Origin of the sequence: Roseomonas mucosa ATCC BAA-692 (genome assembly GCF_000622225.1) — a bacterium.
Taxonomy (GTDB): Bacteria; Pseudomonadota; Alphaproteobacteria; order Acetobacterales; family Acetobacteraceae; genus Roseomonas; species Roseomonas mucosa.
The window spans coordinates 287344-305274 of sequence record NZ_JHWD01000003.1; the positions used below are offsets into that span (position 1 = coordinate 287344).

Genomic DNA, 17931 nt, shown 5'->3' on the forward strand with positions numbered 1-17931 from the left:
CCGGCCTCGTTCCGCGCCCCGGACCGTCAGCCCGTGGCGCGCTCGACCTGCTCGATGCCGGTGGTGGCGCGCAGGGTCGCGATGACCCCGGACAGGTGCCGCAGGTCGCGGACCTCCAGGTCCACCCGCAGCTCCGTGAAGTCGCTGGCCCGGTGCAGGAACTTCAGGGACTGGATCTTCGCGTCCTGCTTGGCGATGGTGATGGTCAGCGCCGCCACGGCCGCGTTGTCGTTGGCGGTGACAATGGACAGCCGCGCGAGGTGCTGTCCCACCGAGCCCGCGGCGGTGTCCCAGTCCACATCGATGAAGCGTTCCGGCGTTGCGGCGAAGGACGTCAGGGTCGAGCACTCGGCATTGTGGATCGTGACCCCCTTGCCGGTGGTCACGATGCCCACGATGCGGTCCCCCGGCACCGGGTGGCAGCAGCCGGCGAAGCTGACCGCCATGCCCGCCACGAGGCCGGAGATGCCATAGGCCGCCTCCGGCCGCCGCGCCTGACGGCTCGGCAGCACCGTGGCCCCGGGCTTGCCGCGCGCCTGGGTGAAGGGCAGCATCTCGTGCGCCTGCCGGCTTGGCCCGCGCAGCTCCGGATAGACGGCGTGCAGCACGTCCCTGGGCTGGATGTTGCCGCTGCCCACGGCAATGCAGAGCTCGTCATAGCCCGGCTGCTTCAGCGCCTTGATCGCGGGCTCGACGATCTTTTCGGAGAAGTCCAGCCCCTCCTGCCGGAAGGCCCGGGCCATGGCGCCCCGGCCGTTCTCGCGCGCCTCCTCCCGCTGCCGCGCCAGCACGAAGCGGCGGATGCGGGCCCGCGCCTTGCCGGTGACGACGAAGCGCTCCCAGGCCGGGTTCGGGGTATTGCCCCGGGCGGTGATGATCTCGACCTGGTCGCCATTCTCCAGCCGCTGGCGCAGCGGCTTGATCTGGCCATTGATCTTGGCGCCGACGCAGGCATCGCCGATGGCGCTGTGGACCTGGTAGGCGAAGTCCACCGGTGTGGCGCCGCGCGGCAGGGCGATCAGGTCGCCTTTCGGCGTGAAGCAGAAGACCTGGTCCTGGTGCAGGGCGAGCTTGGTGTGCTCCAGGAAGTCCTGCGCCTCGCCCCCGGCATTCTCCAGGATGTCCAGCAGGTCCTTGACCCAGGGATAGCGGCGGCGCGGCGGAGCCGCGGTTCCTTCCCGCCCCTGCTTGTAGATCCAGTGCGCCGCCACGCCGTACTCGGCGACCTCGTGCATCTCCGGCGTGCGGATCTGCACCTCGATCTTGGCGTTGCGCCGTTCCGGCACCGTCACGCCCGTGTGGAGCGACTGGTAGCCGTTGGGCTTGGGGGTGGAGATGTAGTCCTTGAACCGCCCCGGCACGACGCGATAGGCCGAGTGGACCGCGCCCAGCGCGGCATAGCACTGCCCCTTGTCCGGCACGATGACGCGGAAAGCCATGATGTCCGAGAGCTGCTCGAACTCGACCTTCTTCTCGTGCATCTTCAGCCAGATGGAATAGGCCGACTTTTCCCGCCCCTGGACGTCGATCAGCGGCACCGCGGCCGCGGCCAGCTTGCGGCGCAGGTCGGCGGCGATCTCGTCGATCAGGTCGGCGCCCTGGCCGCGCAGGAAGGCGAGCCGGGCGGAAATGGTCTGGAAGGCGTCCGGCTGCAGCTCGCGGAAGCAGATCGCCTGCAGCTCCGTGCGCAGGGCGTCCATGCCGATGCGCTCGGCGAGCGGCGCGTAGATCTCCATCGTCTCGCGCGCCACGCGCTGCCGCTTCTCGGGCTTGACCACGAGATGCAGGGTGCGGACGTTGTGCAGCCGGTCGGCCAGCTTCACGAGGAGGACGCGGATGTCCTCGCTCATCGCCAGCACCAGCTTGCGGAAGTTCTCGGCCTGCTTGGTGCGCTCGGACTGGATCTCCAGCCGGGTCAGCTTGGTCACGCCGTCCACGAGGCGGGCGACCTCGGTGCCGAACTGCTTCTCCAGCACCTGGAGCGTCAGCCCGGTATCCTCGACCGTGTCGTGCAGCAGGGCGGTGACGATGGAGGCGGTGTCCAGCCGGTAGCCGGCCAGGACCCGCGCCACGGCCACGGGGTGGCCGATATAGGGGTCGCCGTTCTCGCGCGCCTGGCCCTCATGGGCCTTGCGCGCGACCTCGTAGGCCCGCCGGATCAGGGCCGTGTCGGCCCGCCCGTCATAGGAGGCGACCAGGGCCGCGAGCTGGGCCCCGTCATCCTCCGGCCCGGCCGCCATGGCGGGGGCGGGAGTGGTCTCCGCCAGGGTGCCGCCGGTGCCGTCAGGGGCGTGCGCCGCCCAGAACCAGCCGGCTCCGGCGGCGCACACGCCCGGGCCTCTCAGCGGCGGCCGCCCAGCTCGGCGGCGATGGCCGCCTCGATGTCGTCGGTGTTCAGGTCGTCGCCCGAAGCCGCGGAATCGGGGCCCTCGTTCTCGTTCACGTCCATGACGCCGAAGATGTTCTCGTCGGTGGCGATGAGGTCGATGACCTCCTCCTCCACCGGCTCGGGCTCCGGCGCGCGCAGCAGGGACTTCACGATGTCCTGCTCCAGCGCCTCCAGGTCCACCGTCTGATCGGCGATCTCGCGCAGGGCCACGACCGGGTTCTTGTCGTTGTCCCGGTCGAGCGTCAGCTCCTCGCCCCGGCTGATGTTGCGAGCACGCTGCGCCGCCTTCAGCACAAGCTCGAAGCGGTTCGGAACCTGGAGGATGCAGTCTTCAACCGTAACGCGTGCCATATCGAAAACCAGTCGCTGCTTGGGAGGACAAAACTAGATAGACGTCGGCCCCCCGCGCCGCAAGGCTTTTGCCGGAAGCCGGCCGTCCCGGACGGGTCAGAGCCGACGCATCGGCATGGGCGGCAGCCGCTCCAGCAGCGCCTCCACCGGTCCTTCCACCGGATGCCGCCAGCCAGGGGCCACCTCCGCCAGGGGCAGCAGCACGAAGCGCCGCAGATGCGCCCGGGGATGCGGCAGCACCGGGTCCGGCGCCCCGCGGACCGTCCCGCCCACCGCGATCAGGTCCAGGTCCAGCGTCCGGGGGGCGTTGGGATAGGGGCGGACCCGGCCGGCCGCATCCTCGATCGCCTGCAGGGCGCGCAGCAGCGCCAGGGGGTCGGCCGTGCCACGCAGCCGGGCCACGCCGTTCACATAGGGGGGCGAGCGCGGGTCCGGCGGGTCGGCCGGCGTTTCCCACCAGTTGCTCAGCGCCACCAGCGGCAGGCCGCAGATTCCGTCCAGCGCCGCCGCGGCGCGGCGGCAGGCCTCCAGCGGCCCGGTGCCGTCGGCGGCGGGCAGGTTGGCCCCCAGCGCGACCAGCGTATCGGCGAAGGGCCGCCCCGCCGCCTCAGGGACGCCGGACATTCCAGAAGATCGGCATGTTGGCGGGCACGATGTCCTGCAGGGTGTCGCGGTAGGCGGTCGGGTAGAAGAGCTGGCCCAGGGGCAGGAAGGGAACCTCCTCGAAGGCGATCGACTGCATGTCCCGGGCGATCCGTTTCTGGGCCGTCTCGTCCGGGGCGTCGAACCAGCGGTCGCGCAGCGCCTCCAGCCGCGGGCTGGTGGGCCAGCCGAACCAGCCGCCGGCGCCGTTGCCGCGCAGCGGGATATGGGTGGCGGGGTCGGCCACCGTCAGCCCCTCATAGGTGGTGGCGAAGGCGCTCCATCCCCCCTTCTCCACCGGCTCCTTGCTCGTCCGCCGCTGCACCAGCGTGCCCCAGTCCATGCTGGTGTATTCCACGTTCAGCCCGAGCCGCTTGAACAGATCCGCCGCCACCTGGGCGAAGGTCTGGGTGGTGGGATAGTCGGAGGGCGACATCAGCACGATCCGGTCGCCCTTGTAGCCGCTCTCGGCCACCAGCTTCCGCGCCCGCTCGATGTCGCGCGGGCCGGCCAGCACCTCCATCCCCGCATCGTTGGCCATGGGCAGGCCGGGGGTGAAGACGCCGCAGGGGACCTGGAAGAGCTCCTTTTCCTCCCCCAGAGCGGCGGTCATGAAGTCCCGCTGATCCAGCACCGAGAGGATGGCGCGCAGCAGCTTCGGGTTGTCGAAAGGCGGGTGCAGGTGGTTCAGCGCCAGCATCCCCATCACCCCCACCCGGTCGTTCACCGCGACCTTCACCCCGCGCGAGCCGCGCAGCATGGGCAGCAGGTCGAACTGCGGCACCTGCACCCAGTCCACCTCGCCATTCTGCAGGGCCGAGGAGGCGGTGGCGCTGTCGGGCATGACCCGCCATTCCACCCGGTCGAAATGCACCACCTTGCCGCCGGCGAGGTAGCTCGGCGGCTCCTGGCGCGGCTGGTAGCGGTCGAAGCGCGCATAGACGGCGCGGTCGCCGGAGACCCATTCGTCGCGCAGGAAGCGATAGGGGCCGCTGCCGACATACTCGGTGATCTGCTGGAAGGGATCGGTCCTCGCGATCCGCTCCGGCATGACGAAGCAACTGTCGGCGAAGGCATGGGTCATCAGGGCGAAGGGGTGCTTCAGCCGGATCTCGAAGCGCCGGTCGTCCAGCGCCTTCATCTCTTCCGTCAGCTCCAGCAACTTCTGGCCCAGCGGGCGGCGCTTCGCCCAGCGGTTGATGCTGGTGACGCAATCCACCGCCCGCACCGGCTCCCCGTCATGGAAGAGCAGCCCGTCCCGCAGGGTGAAGCGCCAGGTGAGATGGTCGCCGGAAAGCTCGTGCCTCGCCACCATCTGCGGCCGCGGCACGAAGCCGGCGTCGCGGGCATAGAGCATGTCCCAGATCATCAGCCCGTGGTTTCGGGCGATGGTGGTCGTGGTCCAGACCGGGTCGGCATTGGCCAGGTTGCTTTCCGGCACGAAGCGGAGGACCCGGGCATTTTGTGCCAGGGCCGGGCCGGAGAGTGGGGAAACCGGCAATGCCGGCGCCGCCATGCTCAGGGCGCCCGCCGCCAGGAAACTTCTGCGTCGCATGGCCCCGAATCCCTTTTGCCGCCGGAGCCATGAGGCTAGGCGGCCCACGCCCCGGATTCCAGCGGGCAGGGCATCGCAGAAAATGCGGCGGGGGCTGCCCCGTTTTCGCCCCATTCTGAACGCCGCTGTCGAGCCAGCTTCATGCCTTTCCTGAATTGAAGTCTTTTATATGTTGATGGAATTCAGTTTTTCCGACCGCGGATCGAAGGAAATTGGGGCGAAATTGTGTTTGCAATGGGGCAGCGAGGGCCCCTATGAGGGCCGGGGCGAGTTTGATGCCGCATCGCACAACGGGATGCAGGGGGCGGGGTCTTGCGGGATTTTCGGATCGGAAAGGGGCTCGTGGGTGGGCTGGCGGTGCTTCTGCTCGCCTGTGCCTCCGGCCATGCCCTGGCACGGCCCTTGCGGAATTCGGGCGGCGGGCTGGTGATCACCGCCGCTTTCGGCGGCGCGGTGCCGTCGCAGAACATCGGCGGCGACAGCGTCTACGTCATCGCGCGGCTGGGTGATGCCGAAGGGCTGAACGACCGCTTCACGATCGCCAGGGCCTCGCCCTTCCTGCCCCAGACCAAGGCGGTCTGGGACAGCCGTCCGCAGATGGCCCTGGGTGCGCGCTACGATATCGGCCGGATCGAGAACCTGGGCGAGGTCTCCGTCGGCGCCCTGGTCTGTGCCGCCGTCGAGTACGATCCGGCGGAACGCCGCCCGATGGTCGGTGTCGCCTCGCTGCGCGTGAGCTTCTGACGCGCATCGCATCCACCGGAGGCGTGGGCCGCGTTCAGCCGTAGCGTTCCTCCAGCCAGGGATCGCCGCGGTGGTGATAGCCGCGGACCTCCCAGAAGCCCGGCCGGTCCTGCGCCAGGAACTCGATCCGCCGCAGCCATTTGGGGCTCTTCCAGAAATACAGGTGCGGCACCACCAGCCGCATCGGCCCGCCATGCTGCCGCGTCAGCGGCGCGCCGTTCCAGCGGAAGGCCAGCAGGTTCGCGGGCCGCGCGAAATCCTCCATGGCGAGATTGGTGGTGTAGCCGTCATGGGATTCGAGCGAGACGAAGCGGGCCTCGTCCTTCACCCGCACATGCCCGATCAGGGCACTGACCGGCACGCCGTCCCAGTCGTTGTCGTAGCGTGACCACTGCGTGACGCAGTGGATGTCGTTGCGGAAGCCCTGCTGCGGCATGGCCTGGAGCGCGTCCCAGTCGAGCAGCGCCGGTGCCGCCACGAGCCCGTCGATCCGCAGCTTCGCGCGGTCCAGAGGCACCTCGGGCTGCACGCCGAGATCCAGCACCGGGAAGTCGGTCACCAGGCGCTGGCCGGGCGGCAGGCGGTCCCGCTCCGGATCGCCGGGCCTGCCGGTGAGCAGGCGGCCCTCCTCGGCCCAGCGGCGCTTGGTTTCCACCAGCTTCTCGCGGATACGCCCGGCCGGCCCGGTCCCATCCTCGCTCATCCCATCCCTCCTCGCGCGGCGGCAGGGATGGCAGATGAGGCGGCGGGGCCGGTGGCGCAACGGGCCGCATCGCGCCCCGGCGAGCGCGGCTTCAGGGCGTGGCGGGCAGTTCCCGTGCCAGCGGCGCGTCCGCTCGGGCCGGGGAGGCGCACAGGGCAAGGACCGACACCAGCACCAGCGCGCCGATCATGCCGACATGGCCGGTGGCGGTGTGGAAGGCGACGACCTACCTCGGCCCCGGCTTCAGCCCCGGTCGCGCATCAGCCGGGCCTTGTCGCGCTTCCATTCGCGGTCGGCGATGGCGGCGCGCTTGTCGGCCTTGTTCTTGCCCTCGGCGAGGCCCAGCACGACCTTGGCCATGCCGCGCTGGTTGAACAGGATCTCCAGCGGCACCAGGGTCGCGCCTTCCTTGGAGACCGCCCCGGCCAGCGAGGTCATCTGCTTACGGTGGAGCAGCAGCTTGCGCGGGCGGCGCGGCTCGAACTTCGCCACCACCGAACCCGCCTGCCATTCGGGGATGTAGCAGTTGAACAGCCACATCTCCCCGTCCCGCTCGCCTGCCCAGGCCTCGGTCAGCGTGGCGCGGCCGGCGCGCAGCGACTTCACCTCCGGCCCGACGAGCATGATGCCCGCCTCCACCGTGTCGTTGATCTTGTAGTCGAAACGCGCCTTGCGGTTGGTCGCGGCGGTTCCGTGGCTGATCAGGCCCTTCTTGCGTGGCTCTGCCATGCTGTCCGTTCCCGGAGCCCGTGTCCCGCGCACCTGGCGGGCCGGTTTCCGGCCTTTCCTGTCATCGCGTGGCCCGGCCCCGGGCTGTCACGCCCGCCGGCCGTCACGCCCTGGCACCCTGGGGGCCTCGCCCCGGGCGCCACATTCAGTTGAGCAGCCCCGCCGCCACCATCGCCTCGCGCACCCGGCCACGGCTGGCCTCCGCGATCGGCGCCAGGGGCAGGCGGCAATGGTCGGAACCATAGCCCAGCAGGCTGGCGGCATGCTTCACCGGCCCCGGCGAGGTCTCGCAGAACATCGCATCATGCACCGGCAGCAGCCGGTCCTGGATCGCGATGGCCTCGGCCACCCGGCCCTCGGCCCAGGCATCGTGCATCTCCCGGCACAGGCGCGGGGCGACATTGGCGGTGACGCTGATGCAGCCATGGCCGCCGGCGGCCAGGAAGGCCACCGCCGTGTGGTCCTCGCCGGAAAGCTGGCAGAAATCCGGGCCGCAGGCGGCGCGGGTGTGCAGCGGCCGGGCGAGGTTCGCCGTGGCGTCCTTCACCCCCACGATATTGGGGTGCTTCGCCAGCCGCGCCATGGTCTCGACGCTCATGTCCACCACCGAGCGCGGCGGGATGTTGTAGATCACCACCGGCAGGTCCACCGCATCGGCGACGGCCATGAAGTGGCGGTACAGCCCCTCCTGCGTCGGCTTGTTGTAGTAGGGCGTGACCACCAGCGCGGCATCCGCGCCCACCTCCTTGGCATGGCGGGTCAGGCGGATCGCCTCGGCCGTGCTGTTGGAGCCGGCGCCGGCCATCACCGGCACGCGGCCGGCGGCGACCTCGACGCAGAGCTCCACCACGCGGTCGTGCTCGGCATGGGACAGGGTCGGGCTCTCGCCCGTGGTGCCGACGGGGATGAAGCCCTGGGTGCCCTGCTCGACCTGCCATTCGACGTGGTCGCGGAAGGCTTTCTCGTCCAGGGCTCCTTCGCGCGTCATCGGGGTGACCAGGGCGACGAGGGAGCCCTTGAACATGGCGGATGATCCTTGAGGATGGCGGGCGGAAATCATGGGCCCCGCCGGATGGCGGGGGGAAGTCGCCGAAACTAGGCGTCCGGCGGGCGCGGAACAAGGCGGCGCGGGACGGCTTCCGCGCCGGGATGCGTGCGGCCCCGGCGTGCGGCCCCGGCGTGGGGATTTCCGGCGTGGGGATTTCCGGCGTGGGGATTTCCGGCGTGCCGGGGGCAGCCCGCCGGAACGGAGGACGGATCGGGATGAACCAGGCGCGAAACGACCGCCCCCGGCCGCAACCCGCCACGGGACAAAGCCGCCGCGCTCGGGTAAAGGCGATGTCATGCGCCGTGCCGCCATCGCCCTGCTGCTCGCCACCGTCGCCTTCCCGAGATCCATTCCCGCCCAGCCCTGGTCGCCGGAAGACCAGCGCAATGCCGGGCGGGTGGCCCTGGCCATGGCGGATTCCGGCCGGATGATGGAGGCCCAGGGCCTCGCCCTCACCGCCGATCCGATGGTCCGCAAGCTGGTCACCTGGATTCGCCTCCAGGCCAAGGACCAGGCCACGGCAGGCGAGCTGGCCGCCTGGATCGAGGCCAATCCGGACTGGCCGCTGCCCGGCCTGATGGCGAAGCGCGCCGAGGAGGCGCTGGTCAACGACCCCGACGACGCGCTGGCGCTGCGCTTCTTCGCGCAGCATCCGCCGCGCGGCCTGGAGGGCGCACAGCGCTATGCGGATGCGCTGAACCGCGCCGGAAGGCTGGGCGAGGTCACGCCCGTGCTGCGCGCCGCCTGGGTGCAGGCCCCGGGCGACGCCGTTGCGGAACCCGGCTTCCTGGCCCGCAACGCCTCGGTGCTGACGCCGGAGGACCACTGGCAGCGCTTCGACCGGCTCGCCTATGCCCGCGAACTCGGCGCGGCGGCGCGGGTGATGCCCTATCTCGACCCGGCGCGCCGCCCCGCGGCCTCGGCCCGGCTGGCGCTGGCCGGGGACCGGCCGGAGGCGGAGGCGCTGCTGCCCGCCGTGAGCACGCCCGATCTGGGGCTGCTGGTGGAACAGGCCCGCTGGCTGCGGCGGCGCGACCGCGATGCCGAGGCCGCCACGGTCTGGGAAGCCGCCGCGCGGCTGCAACGGGACCTTTCCCCCGAGGCCGCCCGGGCGGTCTGGACGGAGCGCGAGGTCCTCGCCCGCAAGCTGATCCGCCTGAACGAGCCGCGCGCCGCCTACCGGGTCGCGGCCGAGCACGGCCAGCCCGGGCCGGGTGCCGCGCGCGGCGAGGCGGAGTTCCTGGCCGGCTGGATCGCCCTGCGCCGCCTGAACGAGCCCGCCACCGCGCATCTGCATTTCAGCCGGGTGGCCGAGGGCAGCACCAGCATCATCACGCGCTCCCGCGCCGCCTACTGGCAGGGCCGCGCCCTGGCCGCGCAGGGCGATACGGCCGGCGCCAAGGCCGCCTGGAACGCCGCCGCCAGCCTGCCGACCTCCTATTACGGGCAGCTCGCCTCCTTCACCCTGAACGAGAGCCCCGCCCGGCTGGCGGAGCGCATCCGCGCCGCCGGCGCCGCCCCGCCGCCACCCGGCCAGACCGCGCTCTTCGTGGACCGGGAACTTCCCCGGGCGGTGCTCACCCTGGCCGATCTCGGGTTGCAGCGGCGCGCCCTGCCCTTCCTGCTGCGGCTGGAGGAGCTGTCGCCGGATGCGGGAACGCGGCTGCTGGTGGCGCGGCTGGCGGACAGCACCGGGCGGCCGGACCAGGCGGTCTGGGTCTCGCGCCGCTCCGGCATCGACGGCGTGGCCCTGGTGCCCGAGGGCTGGCCCACCCCCTACCCCACGCCGGACGGGCTGGAGCCGGCCCTGGTCCGCGCCATCTCGCGCCAGGAAAGCAATTTCGACCCCCAGGCGGTCTCGCCCTCCAATGCCCGCGGGCTGATGCAGCTGCTGCCCACGACGGCGGCCGAGGTGGCGCGCAGGAACGGGATCCCGCACCAGTTCGGCTGGCTGACCAGCGACCCGGCGCACAACATGAAGCTCGGCTCGATCTACCTGGGCGACCAGCTCGCCCGCTTCGGCGACAACCCGGCTCTGGCGGCGGCGGCCTACAATGCCGGGCCGCGCCGGGTTGCGGAATGGCTGGCCACCTATGGCGAGCCGGGCACGCCCGGCGTGGACATGATCGACTGGGTGGAGCTGATCCCCTTCTCCGAGACCCGGAACTACGTGCAGCGCGTGATCGAGAACATGGTCGTCTATCGTGCCCTCGGCGGCGACGGGGCGCAGCCCCATCCCCTGGCCCGCTGGCTGGCTCCCTGAGCATGGCGGAACAGGCTCCGCGGGAGCGCCGGATACGCAGCCGCGACGGATACACCCTGGCGGTGCTGGACTGGGCGGGCGACGCCTCGCGCACCCCGCTGCTCTGCCTGTCCGGGATCGGGCGCAACGCGCTGGACTTCGCCGGCCTGGCGGAGCGCCATGCCGGGCAGCGCCGCGTGGTGGCGCTCGACTATATCGGCCATGGGGAAAGCGACCGCGCCGCCGAGGTCACGCGCTACGACCCGCGCGAGGCCCTGGCCGATGTGCTGGATGTCTGCGCCGCGCTGGGCATGCCGCGGGTGGTCACGGTGGGCACCTCCTTCGGCGGGCTGCTCTCCATGTTCCTGGCGCTCCAGCGGCCGGCCATGCTGCGGGGCGTGGTGCTGAACGATATCGGTCCGCGCATCGAGAGCGGCGGGGTCGGCCGGGTGCGGGAGTTCCTGGGGCGGGACCCTGCCTTCGCCTCGGAGGCCGAGGCGGCCCAGTATCTCCGCCGGGTGCAACCGCAGCTTCCGGTGGCCGACGAGGCCGGCTGGCTGCGCCTCGCCGCGCGCACCTACAAGCGCGGCCCCGACGGCCGCCTGCACCCGCGATGGGACCTGCGCATCGCGCGGGCCATGGACACGGGCGCGGCGGTGAGCGATTTCGGCCCGCTCTTTTCCGGCCTGCACGACATCCCGGTCCTGCTGGTCTGGGGCGAGCTGAGCGAGATCCTTTCCGCCGCCACGGTGAACCGGATGCGGGGGGAGAAGCCGGACCTGGAGCTCGTGGTCCACCCGACCTCCGGCCATGCCCCGCTTCTGGAGGAACCGGAGATCGCCCCGCGCCTGGATGCCTTCCTGGACCGGCTGGCGTGACCGCCCTGGCCCAACAAGCGGCGACCCCGCGCCTCGCGATCCTCGTCGCCTCCATGGGCGGCGTGGGGCGTCTGCGCCCGGCGCCCGGCACCTGGGGCTCGGCCCTGGTCCTGCCCCTCGCCTGGCTCGGCCCCGGGCCCTGCATGCTGGCGGCGGTGCTCTTCACCCTAGCCGGGGTGCTGGCCGTCAGCCGCCTGCCCCGGGCGCAGAGCGACCCGCCCTGGGTGGTGGTGGACGAGGCCGCCGGGCAGAGCTTCGCCCTGGCCGCGCTGGCGCCGCAGGCCGGTCTTGCCTGGGTGCTGGCCGCCTTCCTTCTGTTCCGCTTCTTCGACATCCTGAAGCCGCCGCCGGTCCGCTGGGCCGACCGGCGCGACGGGCCGGTCTGGGTGATGCTGGACGACGTGCTGGCCGGGGCGCTCGCCGCCGCCGTGCTGGCGATCGCGCGGAGCCTGCCGTGATGCTGCCTGACGAGACCCTGGCGCAGGCCGGGCGCCTGCTGGAACGCCTCCAGGCCCGGGGGCTGACCCTGGCCACGGCGGAAAGCTGCACGGGCGGGCTGATCGCCGCCGCGCTGACGGCCGTCCCCGGCTCCTCCGCCACGGTGCTGGCGGGGTTCGTGACCTATTCCAACGGGGCCAAGACGGCGATGCTGGGCGTGCCGGAGGCGGTGATCGCCTCGGTGGGCGCGGTCAGCGAGGAAACCGCCCGCGCCATGGCCGAGGGCGCGCTGGAACGTTCCGGCGCCGACCTCGCCGTGGCGGTGACGGGCATCGCCGGGCCCGGCGGCGCCGTGCCGGGCAAGCCGGTGGGGACGGTCTGGTTCGGCCTCGCCCGGCGGGGCCGGCCGGTGCGCGCGCTGCGCCACGTCTTCCCCGGCGACCGCACGGCGGTCCGCGCCGCGACCGTGGCCGAGGCGCTCCGCCTGCTGGACGAGGCGGCCTGACGCCGGGGGCGGCGGAGCCTCCCCCGGGTCGCGCCGATCAGCGTTCCGCGACGATGCCGCGGATGGCGGCCAGGGTTTCCTCGATCATGCCCGAGGACACGTCGAGATGCGTGCAGGCGCGGATCTTGCCGGCCAGGGCACTGACCAGGATGCCCTGGCGGCGCAGCTCCGTCTGCAGATCAGCGGGCGAGAAGCCGGCGCCGCGCGGGTCGAAATAGACCAGGTTGGTATCCGGATCGGTCACCTCGATGCCCGGGATCTGCTTCAGGCCGCGCGCCAGGGCGGCGGCGTTCATGTGGTCCTCGGCCAGCCGGTCCACGTGGTGGTCAAGGGCGTAGAGGCAGGCCGCGGCGCAGACGCCGCCCTGGCGCATCGCCCCGCCCAGCCGCTGCTTCCAGCGCCAGGCATGGCCGATGAACTCCTCCGACCCGCAGAGCACCGCGCCGAGCGGGGCGCCGAGGCCCTTGGTGAAGTCGAGCCAGGCGGTGTCGAAGCCGGCGCACATCTCCGCGGCCGGGATGCCGGAGGCGACGCAGGCGTTCAGCAGCCGGGCGCCGTCCATATGCGTGGCCCAGCCCTGCTCATGCGCCACCGCCGCCACGGCATCGAGCTGCGCCTTCGGCCAGACCGCGCCGCCGCCATGGTTCGAGGTCTGCTCGACCTCCAGCATGGTCTGGGGCGGGGCGTTGCGGTTGCGCGGGCGGATGGCGGCGCGGACGGCCTCGGCATCGAACATGCCGCGCGGGCCGGCGAGCCCGGTGATCTGCACCCCGCCCAGCGCGGCATGGGCGCCGCCTTCGCTGTTGATGATATGCGCCGTCTCATGCGCCAGGATCTCGTCGCCCGGCCGTGTGTGGACCAGCGTGGCGATGACGTTGCACATGGTGCCGGAGGGCAGGAAGACCGCCGCCTCCTTGCCCAGCAGGGCCGCCATGCGGTCGCAGAGCGCGTTGATGGTCGGGTCGTTGCCCGATTGGTCGTCGCCCACCTCGGCCCGGGTCATGGCCTCCAGCATCGCCGGGGTCGGGCGGGTCTGGGTGTCGGAATAGAGGTTGATCCGGACGGGCGGCGCACCGGCGGGCGGGCGGGGCGGGGCATGGACCATGCGCGCGGACTCCTGACACTGCTTCGGCGGGGAAACTGGCAGGGATGGCGCATCGCGTCATCCCCTCGCGCCCCGGATCAGCGGCGCAGAGGCAGGGCGGCCCGCACCATCTCCAGCCAGGCCCTGGCCGCCGGGGAGAGCGCGCCGTCCTGCCGCCAGATCAGCCCGCACTGCCAGCGCAGGTCGGGCTCCTCGACCAGCGCCACGGGCATGGAGAGCGGCGCGCGGGGGGCGACCATCAGGCGGGGCAGCAGCGCCACGCCCAGGCCGGAGGCCACCAGGGCGGTGATGAAGTCGCTCTGCCCGCTGCGCGCCGCCTCGCGCGGGGCGAAGCCGCGGGCGGCGCAGGCGCGCTGGATCACCTCGTTCAGCGCGAAGCCGGTCTCGAAGAGGATCAGCGGCCGGTCGCGCAGCTCCTCCAGCCGGATCGCCTCCCGGCCGGAAAGCGGGTCGCCCTCCGGCAGCAGGGCGACCAGCGGATCGTCCCAGACCGGCTGCCATTCCAGCCCCGCGGCGATCGGCAGAATGGCCATGGCCATCTCGATCTCCCCGCCCAGCACGGCTTCCGACAGGGTTAGCGAGCCCTGTTCCAGCAGGGCGATGGTGATGTCCGGATGCGCGGCCCGGAAACGCCCGACCAGCGGCGCGAAGAGCGCGGCACTGCCGAAGGGGGTCAGCCCCAGGCGCAGGTGGCCGCGCGTCAGCCCGCGCAGCGCGTCCAGCTCGGCCAGCATGGTGTCGCGGCTGGCCAGCATGGCCTGGGCATGGCGCAGCACGACCTCCCCGGCCTCCGTGGGCCTCACCCCATGGGGCAGGCGGTGCAGCAGGTCGAGGCCCACCTCGTCCTCCAACTGGCGGACGGCCTTGCTGACGGTGGGTTGGCTCGCGAAGATCTCGCGGCTGGCGGCGGAGAAGCCGTTGCGCCGCACGACCTCGACGAAGGCCCGGAGGGCGCGCAGGTCCATACCCTATTCTGTATCGGAATGGGCTGAATTCCAGCAATTCATTTTGGGTATGCTGCGGCGCGGCCTATCTTTCTGCCTCCGACGCCCCAGCGGACATCAGCCATGAGCATCCCCGTCAACCTCGCAGGACCCTTGCGGCACGAGTTCCAGAAGCGCTGGTGGCTCCAGGCCGGCTTCTTCGTCCTGGTCTCCTGGGTCAGCGGGCAACTGGTGCAGCGGACGGGGATCGGCCTGCCCGGCACCATCCTGGGCCTGGGGCTCGTGCTGGTGCTCCTCGCCTCCCGCCTGATGCGGCCGGAAAGCCTGCGACGTGGCGCGCTGGTTCTTCAGGACCACCTGATGCTGTTCTTCGTGCCGCCCATGCTGGCGTTGCTGGACCATCCGGAATTCCTCAGCCGCGACGGCCTGCTGGTGCTGCTCTCCGTGGTGGCCGGCACGCTGGCCGTGATGGCCGGGACCGGGCTGGTGGTGGAGTTCTGCATCCGCGCCATCGAGCGGGCCGAGGCGCGCGAAGGCACTCTCCGGGACGGGCATCATGTGGCCTGAGCATCCCCTCGCCGCCCTGGCCTGGCTGCTGGCGACGTTGGCGATCTATGCGGGCAGCCGAGCCCTGCACCGCCGTTTCCTGGCATGGTGGAGTTCGCCGCTGCTGCTCACCTGGGTCTCGCTGCTGGTGCTGATCCCGATGGCCCATTCGGACTACCGGACCTATCTCGGCGGCACCGCCTGGCTGGGGGCGCTGCTGGGGCCGGCGACCATCTCCTTCGCGCTGCCGATCTACGACCAGCGGGCGCTGATCCGGCGCTACTGGCCGGTGCTGACGGCCGGGGTGCTGGCGGGCAGCGTGTTGTCCGTCGCCGTCTCGGCCGCGATGGCACATCTGCTGCACTTCTCGCCGACCATGGAGCTGAGCCTCTTTCCGCGCTCCGTGACCACGCCCTTCGCCATGATCGCCTCGCAGGAGATCGGTGGCGTCCCCGGCATCACCGCCAGCTTCGTGGCCATCACCGGCATCTTCGGCGCCACGATCGGGCCGGCGCTGATTCGCCTGCTGCGCCTGCGCAGCGGCTTCGCGCGTGGTGCCATGCTCGGCATGGGCGCGCATGGCGCCGGCGTCGGGCGGGCCTACCAGCTTTCGGCGCAGGACGGTTCCGTGGCCAGCACGGTGATGGTGCTGGCGGGGCTGCTCAACGTGCTGGTGGCGGTGGGGGTCGCCGCCCTGATGGGGTGACGGCTCAGCCGGCGCCGCCCGGCTGGAAGTGCTTCCGCCAGACCGGTCCGGCGCCGGGGCGCGCCGCCACGGCCCGGGTCAGCGCCTCCAGCCTCGGGCAGTGGGCCGGTATCCAGTCCTTCCCGCCCATCCAGCGGGTCAGGACCGAGAGATAGATATCCGCCGCCGAGAAGCGCGATCCCAGGATGAAGGGGTCCGGCCTCGCCTCCCGCTCCACCAGAAGCCAGATCTCCCGTCCCATCTCGCGCGCGCGCTCGCGGATGGCAGGGGCATGGGACGGATCGGCGCTGAAGCGCTCCGGATAATCGACGCGGGTCACGTGCGGATAGAATTCCCCGGCGGCCAGCGCCATCCAGCGCAGGGCCCGGGCGCGTGCCGGATCGCCGGGCGGCGGCAGAAGGGCCGCTTCGGGGTGCCGGTCCGCCAGGGTCAGCAGGATGGCGAGGCTCTCCGTCAGCACCGTTCCATCCGGAAGCAGCATCGCAGGAACACGGCCCATCGGGTTGATCCTGCGATATTCGTCGGAGAGCTGATGGTCGCCTTCCAGGGGCACCGGACGCAGCTCCACGGGGGCGCCGATTTCCGCCAGGGCCATTTCCGCGGTGCAGGAGCCGGAGCGGCGGTCACCGTAGAGGATATAGGGTTCCATGACCCGTGACACTGCGCCCGGAAGCGCGGCGGAGGCGAGTCAGAAAACCTGATGCCCCGTATCAGCCCGCTTCATGGAGGCTTCAAGGAAGCAGTCAGGAAACGCCTTCAACCTGCTGATCCTGTGGTTTTCTAGCTGATCGGCTGCGGCTCGCCACGCGGCTGGGTGACGCCGGGGCGGCCATAAAGGGCCATGGCGCGGCGTTCGAAGGCCCGGACCATCAGCCGCACCGCCTCACCGAAGACGGTGCCGATCACCGCCTGGAGCAGGCGTGAGCGGAACTCGAAATCCACGAAGAAGTCGACTTCGCAGCCCGTACCGCCGCCTGGCTGCGGCACGGGCCGGAAGCGCCACTGGTTGTTCAGGTAGCGGAAGGGACCATTCAGGTATTCGACCTGGACATGGCCGGGGCGGTCCAGCGTGACCTGGGAGCGGAAGGTCTCGCGGAACATCTTGAAGCCGATGGTCAGATCGGCCACCAGCTTCTTCTCGTCGCCCGAAATGACCCTTGCGCCCACGCACCAGGGCAGGAATTCCGGGTACCGGCCGACATCCGCGACCAGATCGAACATCTGCTGCGGCGTGTACCGGAGCAGCCTCTTTTCTGCATGGGTCGGCATCAGACGGCCGAACGCGCCCCCTGCCCGGCCGGTTGCATCCCGAGCCGGGCCTCGCGGGCGGCCCGGAGCGCCGCGAAGTCACGGTCGGCATGGTAGGAGGAACGGGTCAGCGGCGTGGCCGAGACCAGCAGGAAGCCCTTGGAACGGGCCATGGCGGCATAGTCCTCGAACTCCGCCGGCTCCACGAAACGGTCCACGGCGGCATGCTTGACCGTGGGCTGCAGGTACTGGCCGATGGTCAGGAAGTCGATCTCGGCCGAGCGCATGTCGTCCATGACCTGCAGCACCTCGACCCGGGTCTCGCCCAGCCCGACCATGATGCCGGACTTTGTGAAGACCATCGGGTCCAATTCCTTCACCCGGTCCAGCAGGCGGAGCGAGTGGAAGTAGCGGGCGCCGGGGCGGATGCTCGGATAGAGCTTCGGCACCGTCTCCAGATTGTGGTTGAAGACGTCCGGCCTCGCCTCCACGACAACCTCCAGGGCCCCATCCTTGCGCAGGAAGTCGGGGGTCAGGATCTCGATGGTCGTGTCCGGCGCGGCGCGGCGGATGGCGCCGATGGTCTCGGCGAAATGCCGGGCACCGCCATCCTTCAGGTCGTCGCGGTCCACCGAGGTGACGACGACGTGCTGGAGGCCGAGCTTGGCCACGGCGTCGCCGACCCGGCGCGGCTCGTCCGCGTCCAGATGCTTCGGCATGCCGGTGGTGATGTTGCAGAAGGAGCAGGCGCGCGTGCAGATCTCGCCCATGATCATCATGGTCGCGTGGCGCTTGGACCAGCACTCCCCGATATTCGGGCAGGCGGCTTCCTCGCAGACCGTCACGAGCTTGTTGTCGCGCATCAGCTCGCGCGTCTCGTGATAGACCGGATGGGTCGGGGCCTTGACCCGGATCCATTCCGGCTTGCGCTTGATCGGGTTATCGGGCCGGTGCGCCTTCTCCGGATGGCGCAGGGCCGCCGCGGAAGGGACCGCGGCCGGGCGTGGCGAGAGCGTGGGCAAGGGTTCGCGCGCCGCCAGCGCGGCGCGCACCTCCTCGTTCGGGGTGGGGGCGATGACGGCCGCTGCCGCCTCGCCGCTCCGCTGCACCGCGCCGCCGGCGCGGTGGTCCACCAGGATACGGTTGGCCATGACGTCC

Annotated in this window: 19 protein-coding genes; 7 read left to right on the plus strand and 12 right to left on the minus strand. The window is 71.4% G+C overall.

From position 1 onward, the window contains the following. Positions 1–26: 26 nt before the first annotated feature. The 4 genes from BT98_RS0106195 to BT98_RS0106210 form a co-directional block, all read right to left on the minus strand. On the minus strand, positions 27–2330 hold the full coding sequence (locus BT98_RS0106195; protein ID WP_019460286.1) for a RelA/SpoT family protein: 2304 nt from the start codon (positions 2328–2330) through the stop codon (positions 27–29). Positions 2331–2341: 11 nt separating this feature from the next. After that, complete coding sequence (gene rpoZ, locus BT98_RS0106200) at positions 2342–2740, minus strand: DNA-directed RNA polymerase subunit omega (RefSeq protein WP_019460287.1); 399 nt, start codon at positions 2738–2740, stop codon at positions 2342–2344. A 96-nt stretch (positions 2741–2836) separates the two neighbouring features. Further along, positions 2837–3364: a 2-amino-4-hydroxy-6-hydroxymethyldihydropteridine diphosphokinase gene (folK, locus tag BT98_RS0106205; RefSeq protein ID WP_019460288.1), complete on the minus strand. Its 528-nt coding sequence runs from the start codon at positions 3362–3364 to the stop codon at positions 2837–2839. Further along, the gene (locus BT98_RS0106210) at positions 3348–4937 is read right to left on the minus strand and encodes an ABC transporter substrate-binding protein (protein WP_027297172.1); all 1590 of its coding nucleotides are present in this window, start codon (positions 4935–4937) and stop codon (positions 3348–3350) included. The genes folK and BT98_RS0106210 overlap by 17 nt, the downstream gene beginning before the upstream one ends. Positions 4938–5279: 342 nt before the next feature. On the opposite strand from BT98_RS0106210, the gene BT98_RS0106215 reads away from it, so the two are divergent. After that, entirely contained in the window at positions 5280–5681 is a 402-nt protein-coding gene (locus BT98_RS0106215) for a hypothetical protein (RefSeq protein WP_019460290.1), read from the plus strand. Positions 5682–5715: 34 nt separating this feature from the next. Here BT98_RS0106215 and BT98_RS0106220 read toward each other — a convergent pair whose 3' ends face one another. From BT98_RS0106220 to dapA, 3 genes are all read right to left on the minus strand, one after another. Then, the gene (locus tag BT98_RS0106220; RefSeq protein ID WP_019460291.1) at positions 5716–6384 is read right to left on the minus strand and encodes a sulfite oxidase-like oxidoreductase; all 669 of its coding nucleotides are present in this window, start codon (positions 6382–6384) and stop codon (positions 5716–5718) included. 243 nt (positions 6385–6627) lie between these two features. After that, positions 6628–7113, minus strand: a complete 486-nt coding sequence (gene smpB / locus BT98_RS0106230; protein WP_019460292.1) for an SsrA-binding protein SmpB — start codon at positions 7111–7113, stop codon at positions 6628–6630. A gap of 145 nt (positions 7114–7258) precedes the next feature. Beyond that, on the minus strand, positions 7259–8137 hold the full coding sequence (dapA, locus tag BT98_RS0106235; RefSeq protein WP_019460293.1) for a 4-hydroxy-tetrahydrodipicolinate synthase: 879 nt from the start codon (positions 8135–8137) through the stop codon (positions 7259–7261). A 319-nt stretch (positions 8138–8456) separates the two neighbouring features. Here dapA and BT98_RS23435 point away from each other — a divergent pair, with 319 nt between their 5' ends. The 4 genes from BT98_RS23435 to BT98_RS0106255 are packed head-to-tail and all read left to right on the plus strand — an operon-like array spanning position 8457 to position 12224. After that, positions 8457–10424, plus strand: a complete 1968-nt coding sequence (locus BT98_RS23435; protein WP_019460294.1) for a lytic transglycosylase domain-containing protein — start codon at positions 8457–8459, stop codon at positions 10422–10424. Positions 10425–10426: 2 nt separating this feature from the next. After that, the gene (locus BT98_RS0106245; protein WP_019460295.1) at positions 10427–11281 is read left to right on the plus strand and encodes an alpha/beta fold hydrolase; all 855 of its coding nucleotides are present in this window, start codon (positions 10427–10429) and stop codon (positions 11279–11281) included. Further along, positions 11278–11739 (plus strand): phosphatidylglycerophosphatase A family protein, encoded by a 462-nt coding sequence (locus BT98_RS0106250; RefSeq protein WP_019460296.1) that lies wholly within the window; start codon positions 11278–11280, stop codon positions 11737–11739. Before BT98_RS0106245 ends, BT98_RS0106250 begins: the two co-directional genes overlap by 4 nt. Continuing rightward, the gene (locus BT98_RS0106255; protein WP_019460297.1) at positions 11739–12224 is read left to right on the plus strand and encodes a CinA family protein; all 486 of its coding nucleotides are present in this window, start codon (positions 11739–11741) and stop codon (positions 12222–12224) included. The genes BT98_RS0106250 and BT98_RS0106255 overlap by 1 nt, the downstream gene beginning before the upstream one ends. A gap of 37 nt (positions 12225–12261) precedes the next feature. Here the strand turns inward: BT98_RS0106255 and BT98_RS0106260 are convergent, their stop codons facing one another. Both BT98_RS0106260 and BT98_RS0106265 read right to left on the minus strand, forming a co-directional pair. Continuing rightward, positions 12262–13329: a threonine aldolase family protein gene (locus BT98_RS0106260; RefSeq protein ID WP_019460298.1), complete on the minus strand. Its 1068-nt coding sequence runs from the start codon at positions 13327–13329 to the stop codon at positions 12262–12264. A gap of 77 nt (positions 13330–13406) precedes the next feature. Then, a complete protein-coding gene (locus BT98_RS0106265; RefSeq protein WP_019460299.1) occupies positions 13407–14294 on the minus strand; it encodes a LysR family transcriptional regulator in 888 nt (295 codons plus the stop codon). A 102-nt stretch (positions 14295–14396) separates the two neighbouring features. Between BT98_RS0106265 and BT98_RS23440 the strand changes: the two genes are divergently transcribed. Next, positions 14397–14840, plus strand: coding sequence for a CidA/LrgA family protein (locus BT98_RS23440; RefSeq protein WP_019460300.1), 444 nt, complete (start codon positions 14397–14399; stop codon positions 14838–14840). Beyond that, positions 14830–15525, plus strand: coding sequence for an LrgB family protein (locus BT98_RS0106275; protein WP_019460301.1), 696 nt, complete (start codon positions 14830–14832; stop codon positions 15523–15525). Before BT98_RS23440 ends, BT98_RS0106275 begins: the two co-directional genes overlap by 11 nt. A gap of 4 nt (positions 15526–15529) precedes the next feature. On the opposite strand, the gene BT98_RS0106280 is transcribed toward BT98_RS0106275, so the two are convergent. From BT98_RS0106280 to lipA, 3 genes are all read right to left on the minus strand, one after another. Next, positions 15530–16174 (minus strand): glutathione S-transferase family protein, encoded by a 645-nt coding sequence (locus tag BT98_RS0106280; protein WP_019460302.1) that lies wholly within the window; start codon positions 16172–16174, stop codon positions 15530–15532. A gap of 131 nt (positions 16175–16305) precedes the next feature. Further along, a complete protein-coding gene (locus BT98_RS0106285) occupies positions 16306–16794 on the minus strand; it encodes a type II toxin-antitoxin system RatA family toxin (RefSeq protein ID WP_037249930.1) in 489 nt (162 codons plus the stop codon). Further along, on the minus strand, positions 16794–17924 hold the full coding sequence (gene lipA / locus BT98_RS0106290; RefSeq protein WP_019460304.1) for a lipoyl synthase: 1131 nt from the start codon (positions 17922–17924) through the stop codon (positions 16794–16796). Before lipA ends, BT98_RS0106285 begins: the two co-directional genes overlap by 1 nt. Between the last annotated feature and the right edge of the window lie 7 nt (positions 17925–17931).

Coding starts and splice junctions, on each gene's coding strand:
- BT98_RS0106210 (WP_027297172.1), bottom strand. CDS start 4,937: ATGCGACGCAGAAGTTTCCTGGCGGCGGGCGCCCTGAGCATGGCGGCG.
- smpB (WP_019460292.1), bottom strand. CDS start 7,113: ATGGCAGAGCCACGCAAGAAGGGCCTGATCAGCCACGGAACCGCCGCG.
- BT98_RS0106280 (WP_019460302.1), bottom strand. CDS start 16,174: ATGGAACCCTATATCCTCTACGGTGACCGCCGCTCCGGCTCCTGCACC.
- BT98_RS0106260 (WP_019460298.1), bottom strand. CDS start 13,329: ATGGTCCATGCCCCGCCCCGCCCGCCCGCCGGTGCGCCGCCCGTCCGG.
- BT98_RS0106285 (WP_037249930.1), bottom strand. CDS start 16,794: ATGCCGACCCATGCAGAAAAGAGGCTGCTCCGGTACACGCCGCAGCAG.
- BT98_RS0106245 (WP_019460295.1), top strand. CDS start 10,427: ATGGCGGAACAGGCTCCGCGGGAGCGCCGGATACGCAGCCGCGACGGA.
- rpoZ (WP_019460287.1), bottom strand. CDS start 2,740: ATGGCACGCGTTACGGTTGAAGACTGCATCCTCCAGGTTCCGAACCGC.
- BT98_RS0106265 (WP_019460299.1), bottom strand. CDS start 14,294: ATGGACCTGCGCGCCCTCCGGGCCTTCGTCGAGGTCGTGCGGCGCAAC.
- folK (WP_019460288.1), bottom strand. CDS start 3,364: ATGTCCGGCGTCCCTGAGGCGGCGGGGCGGCCCTTCGCCGATACGCTG.
- BT98_RS0106275 (WP_019460301.1), top strand. CDS start 14,830: ATGTGGCCTGAGCATCCCCTCGCCGCCCTGGCCTGGCTGCTGGCGACG.
- BT98_RS23435 (WP_019460294.1), top strand. CDS start 8,457: ATGCGCCGTGCCGCCATCGCCCTGCTGCTCGCCACCGTCGCCTTCCCG.
- BT98_RS23440 (WP_019460300.1), top strand. CDS start 14,397: ATGAGCATCCCCGTCAACCTCGCAGGACCCTTGCGGCACGAGTTCCAG.
- dapA (WP_019460293.1), bottom strand. CDS start 8,137: ATGTTCAAGGGCTCCCTCGTCGCCCTGGTCACCCCGATGACGCGCGAA.
- BT98_RS0106255 (WP_019460297.1), top strand. CDS start 11,739: ATGCTGCCTGACGAGACCCTGGCGCAGGCCGGGCGCCTGCTGGAACGC.
- BT98_RS0106220 (WP_019460291.1), bottom strand. CDS start 6,384: ATGAGCGAGGATGGGACCGGGCCGGCCGGGCGTATCCGCGAGAAGCTG.
- lipA (WP_019460304.1), bottom strand. CDS start 17,924: ATGGCCAACCGTATCCTGGTGGACCACCGCGCCGGCGGCGCGGTGCAG.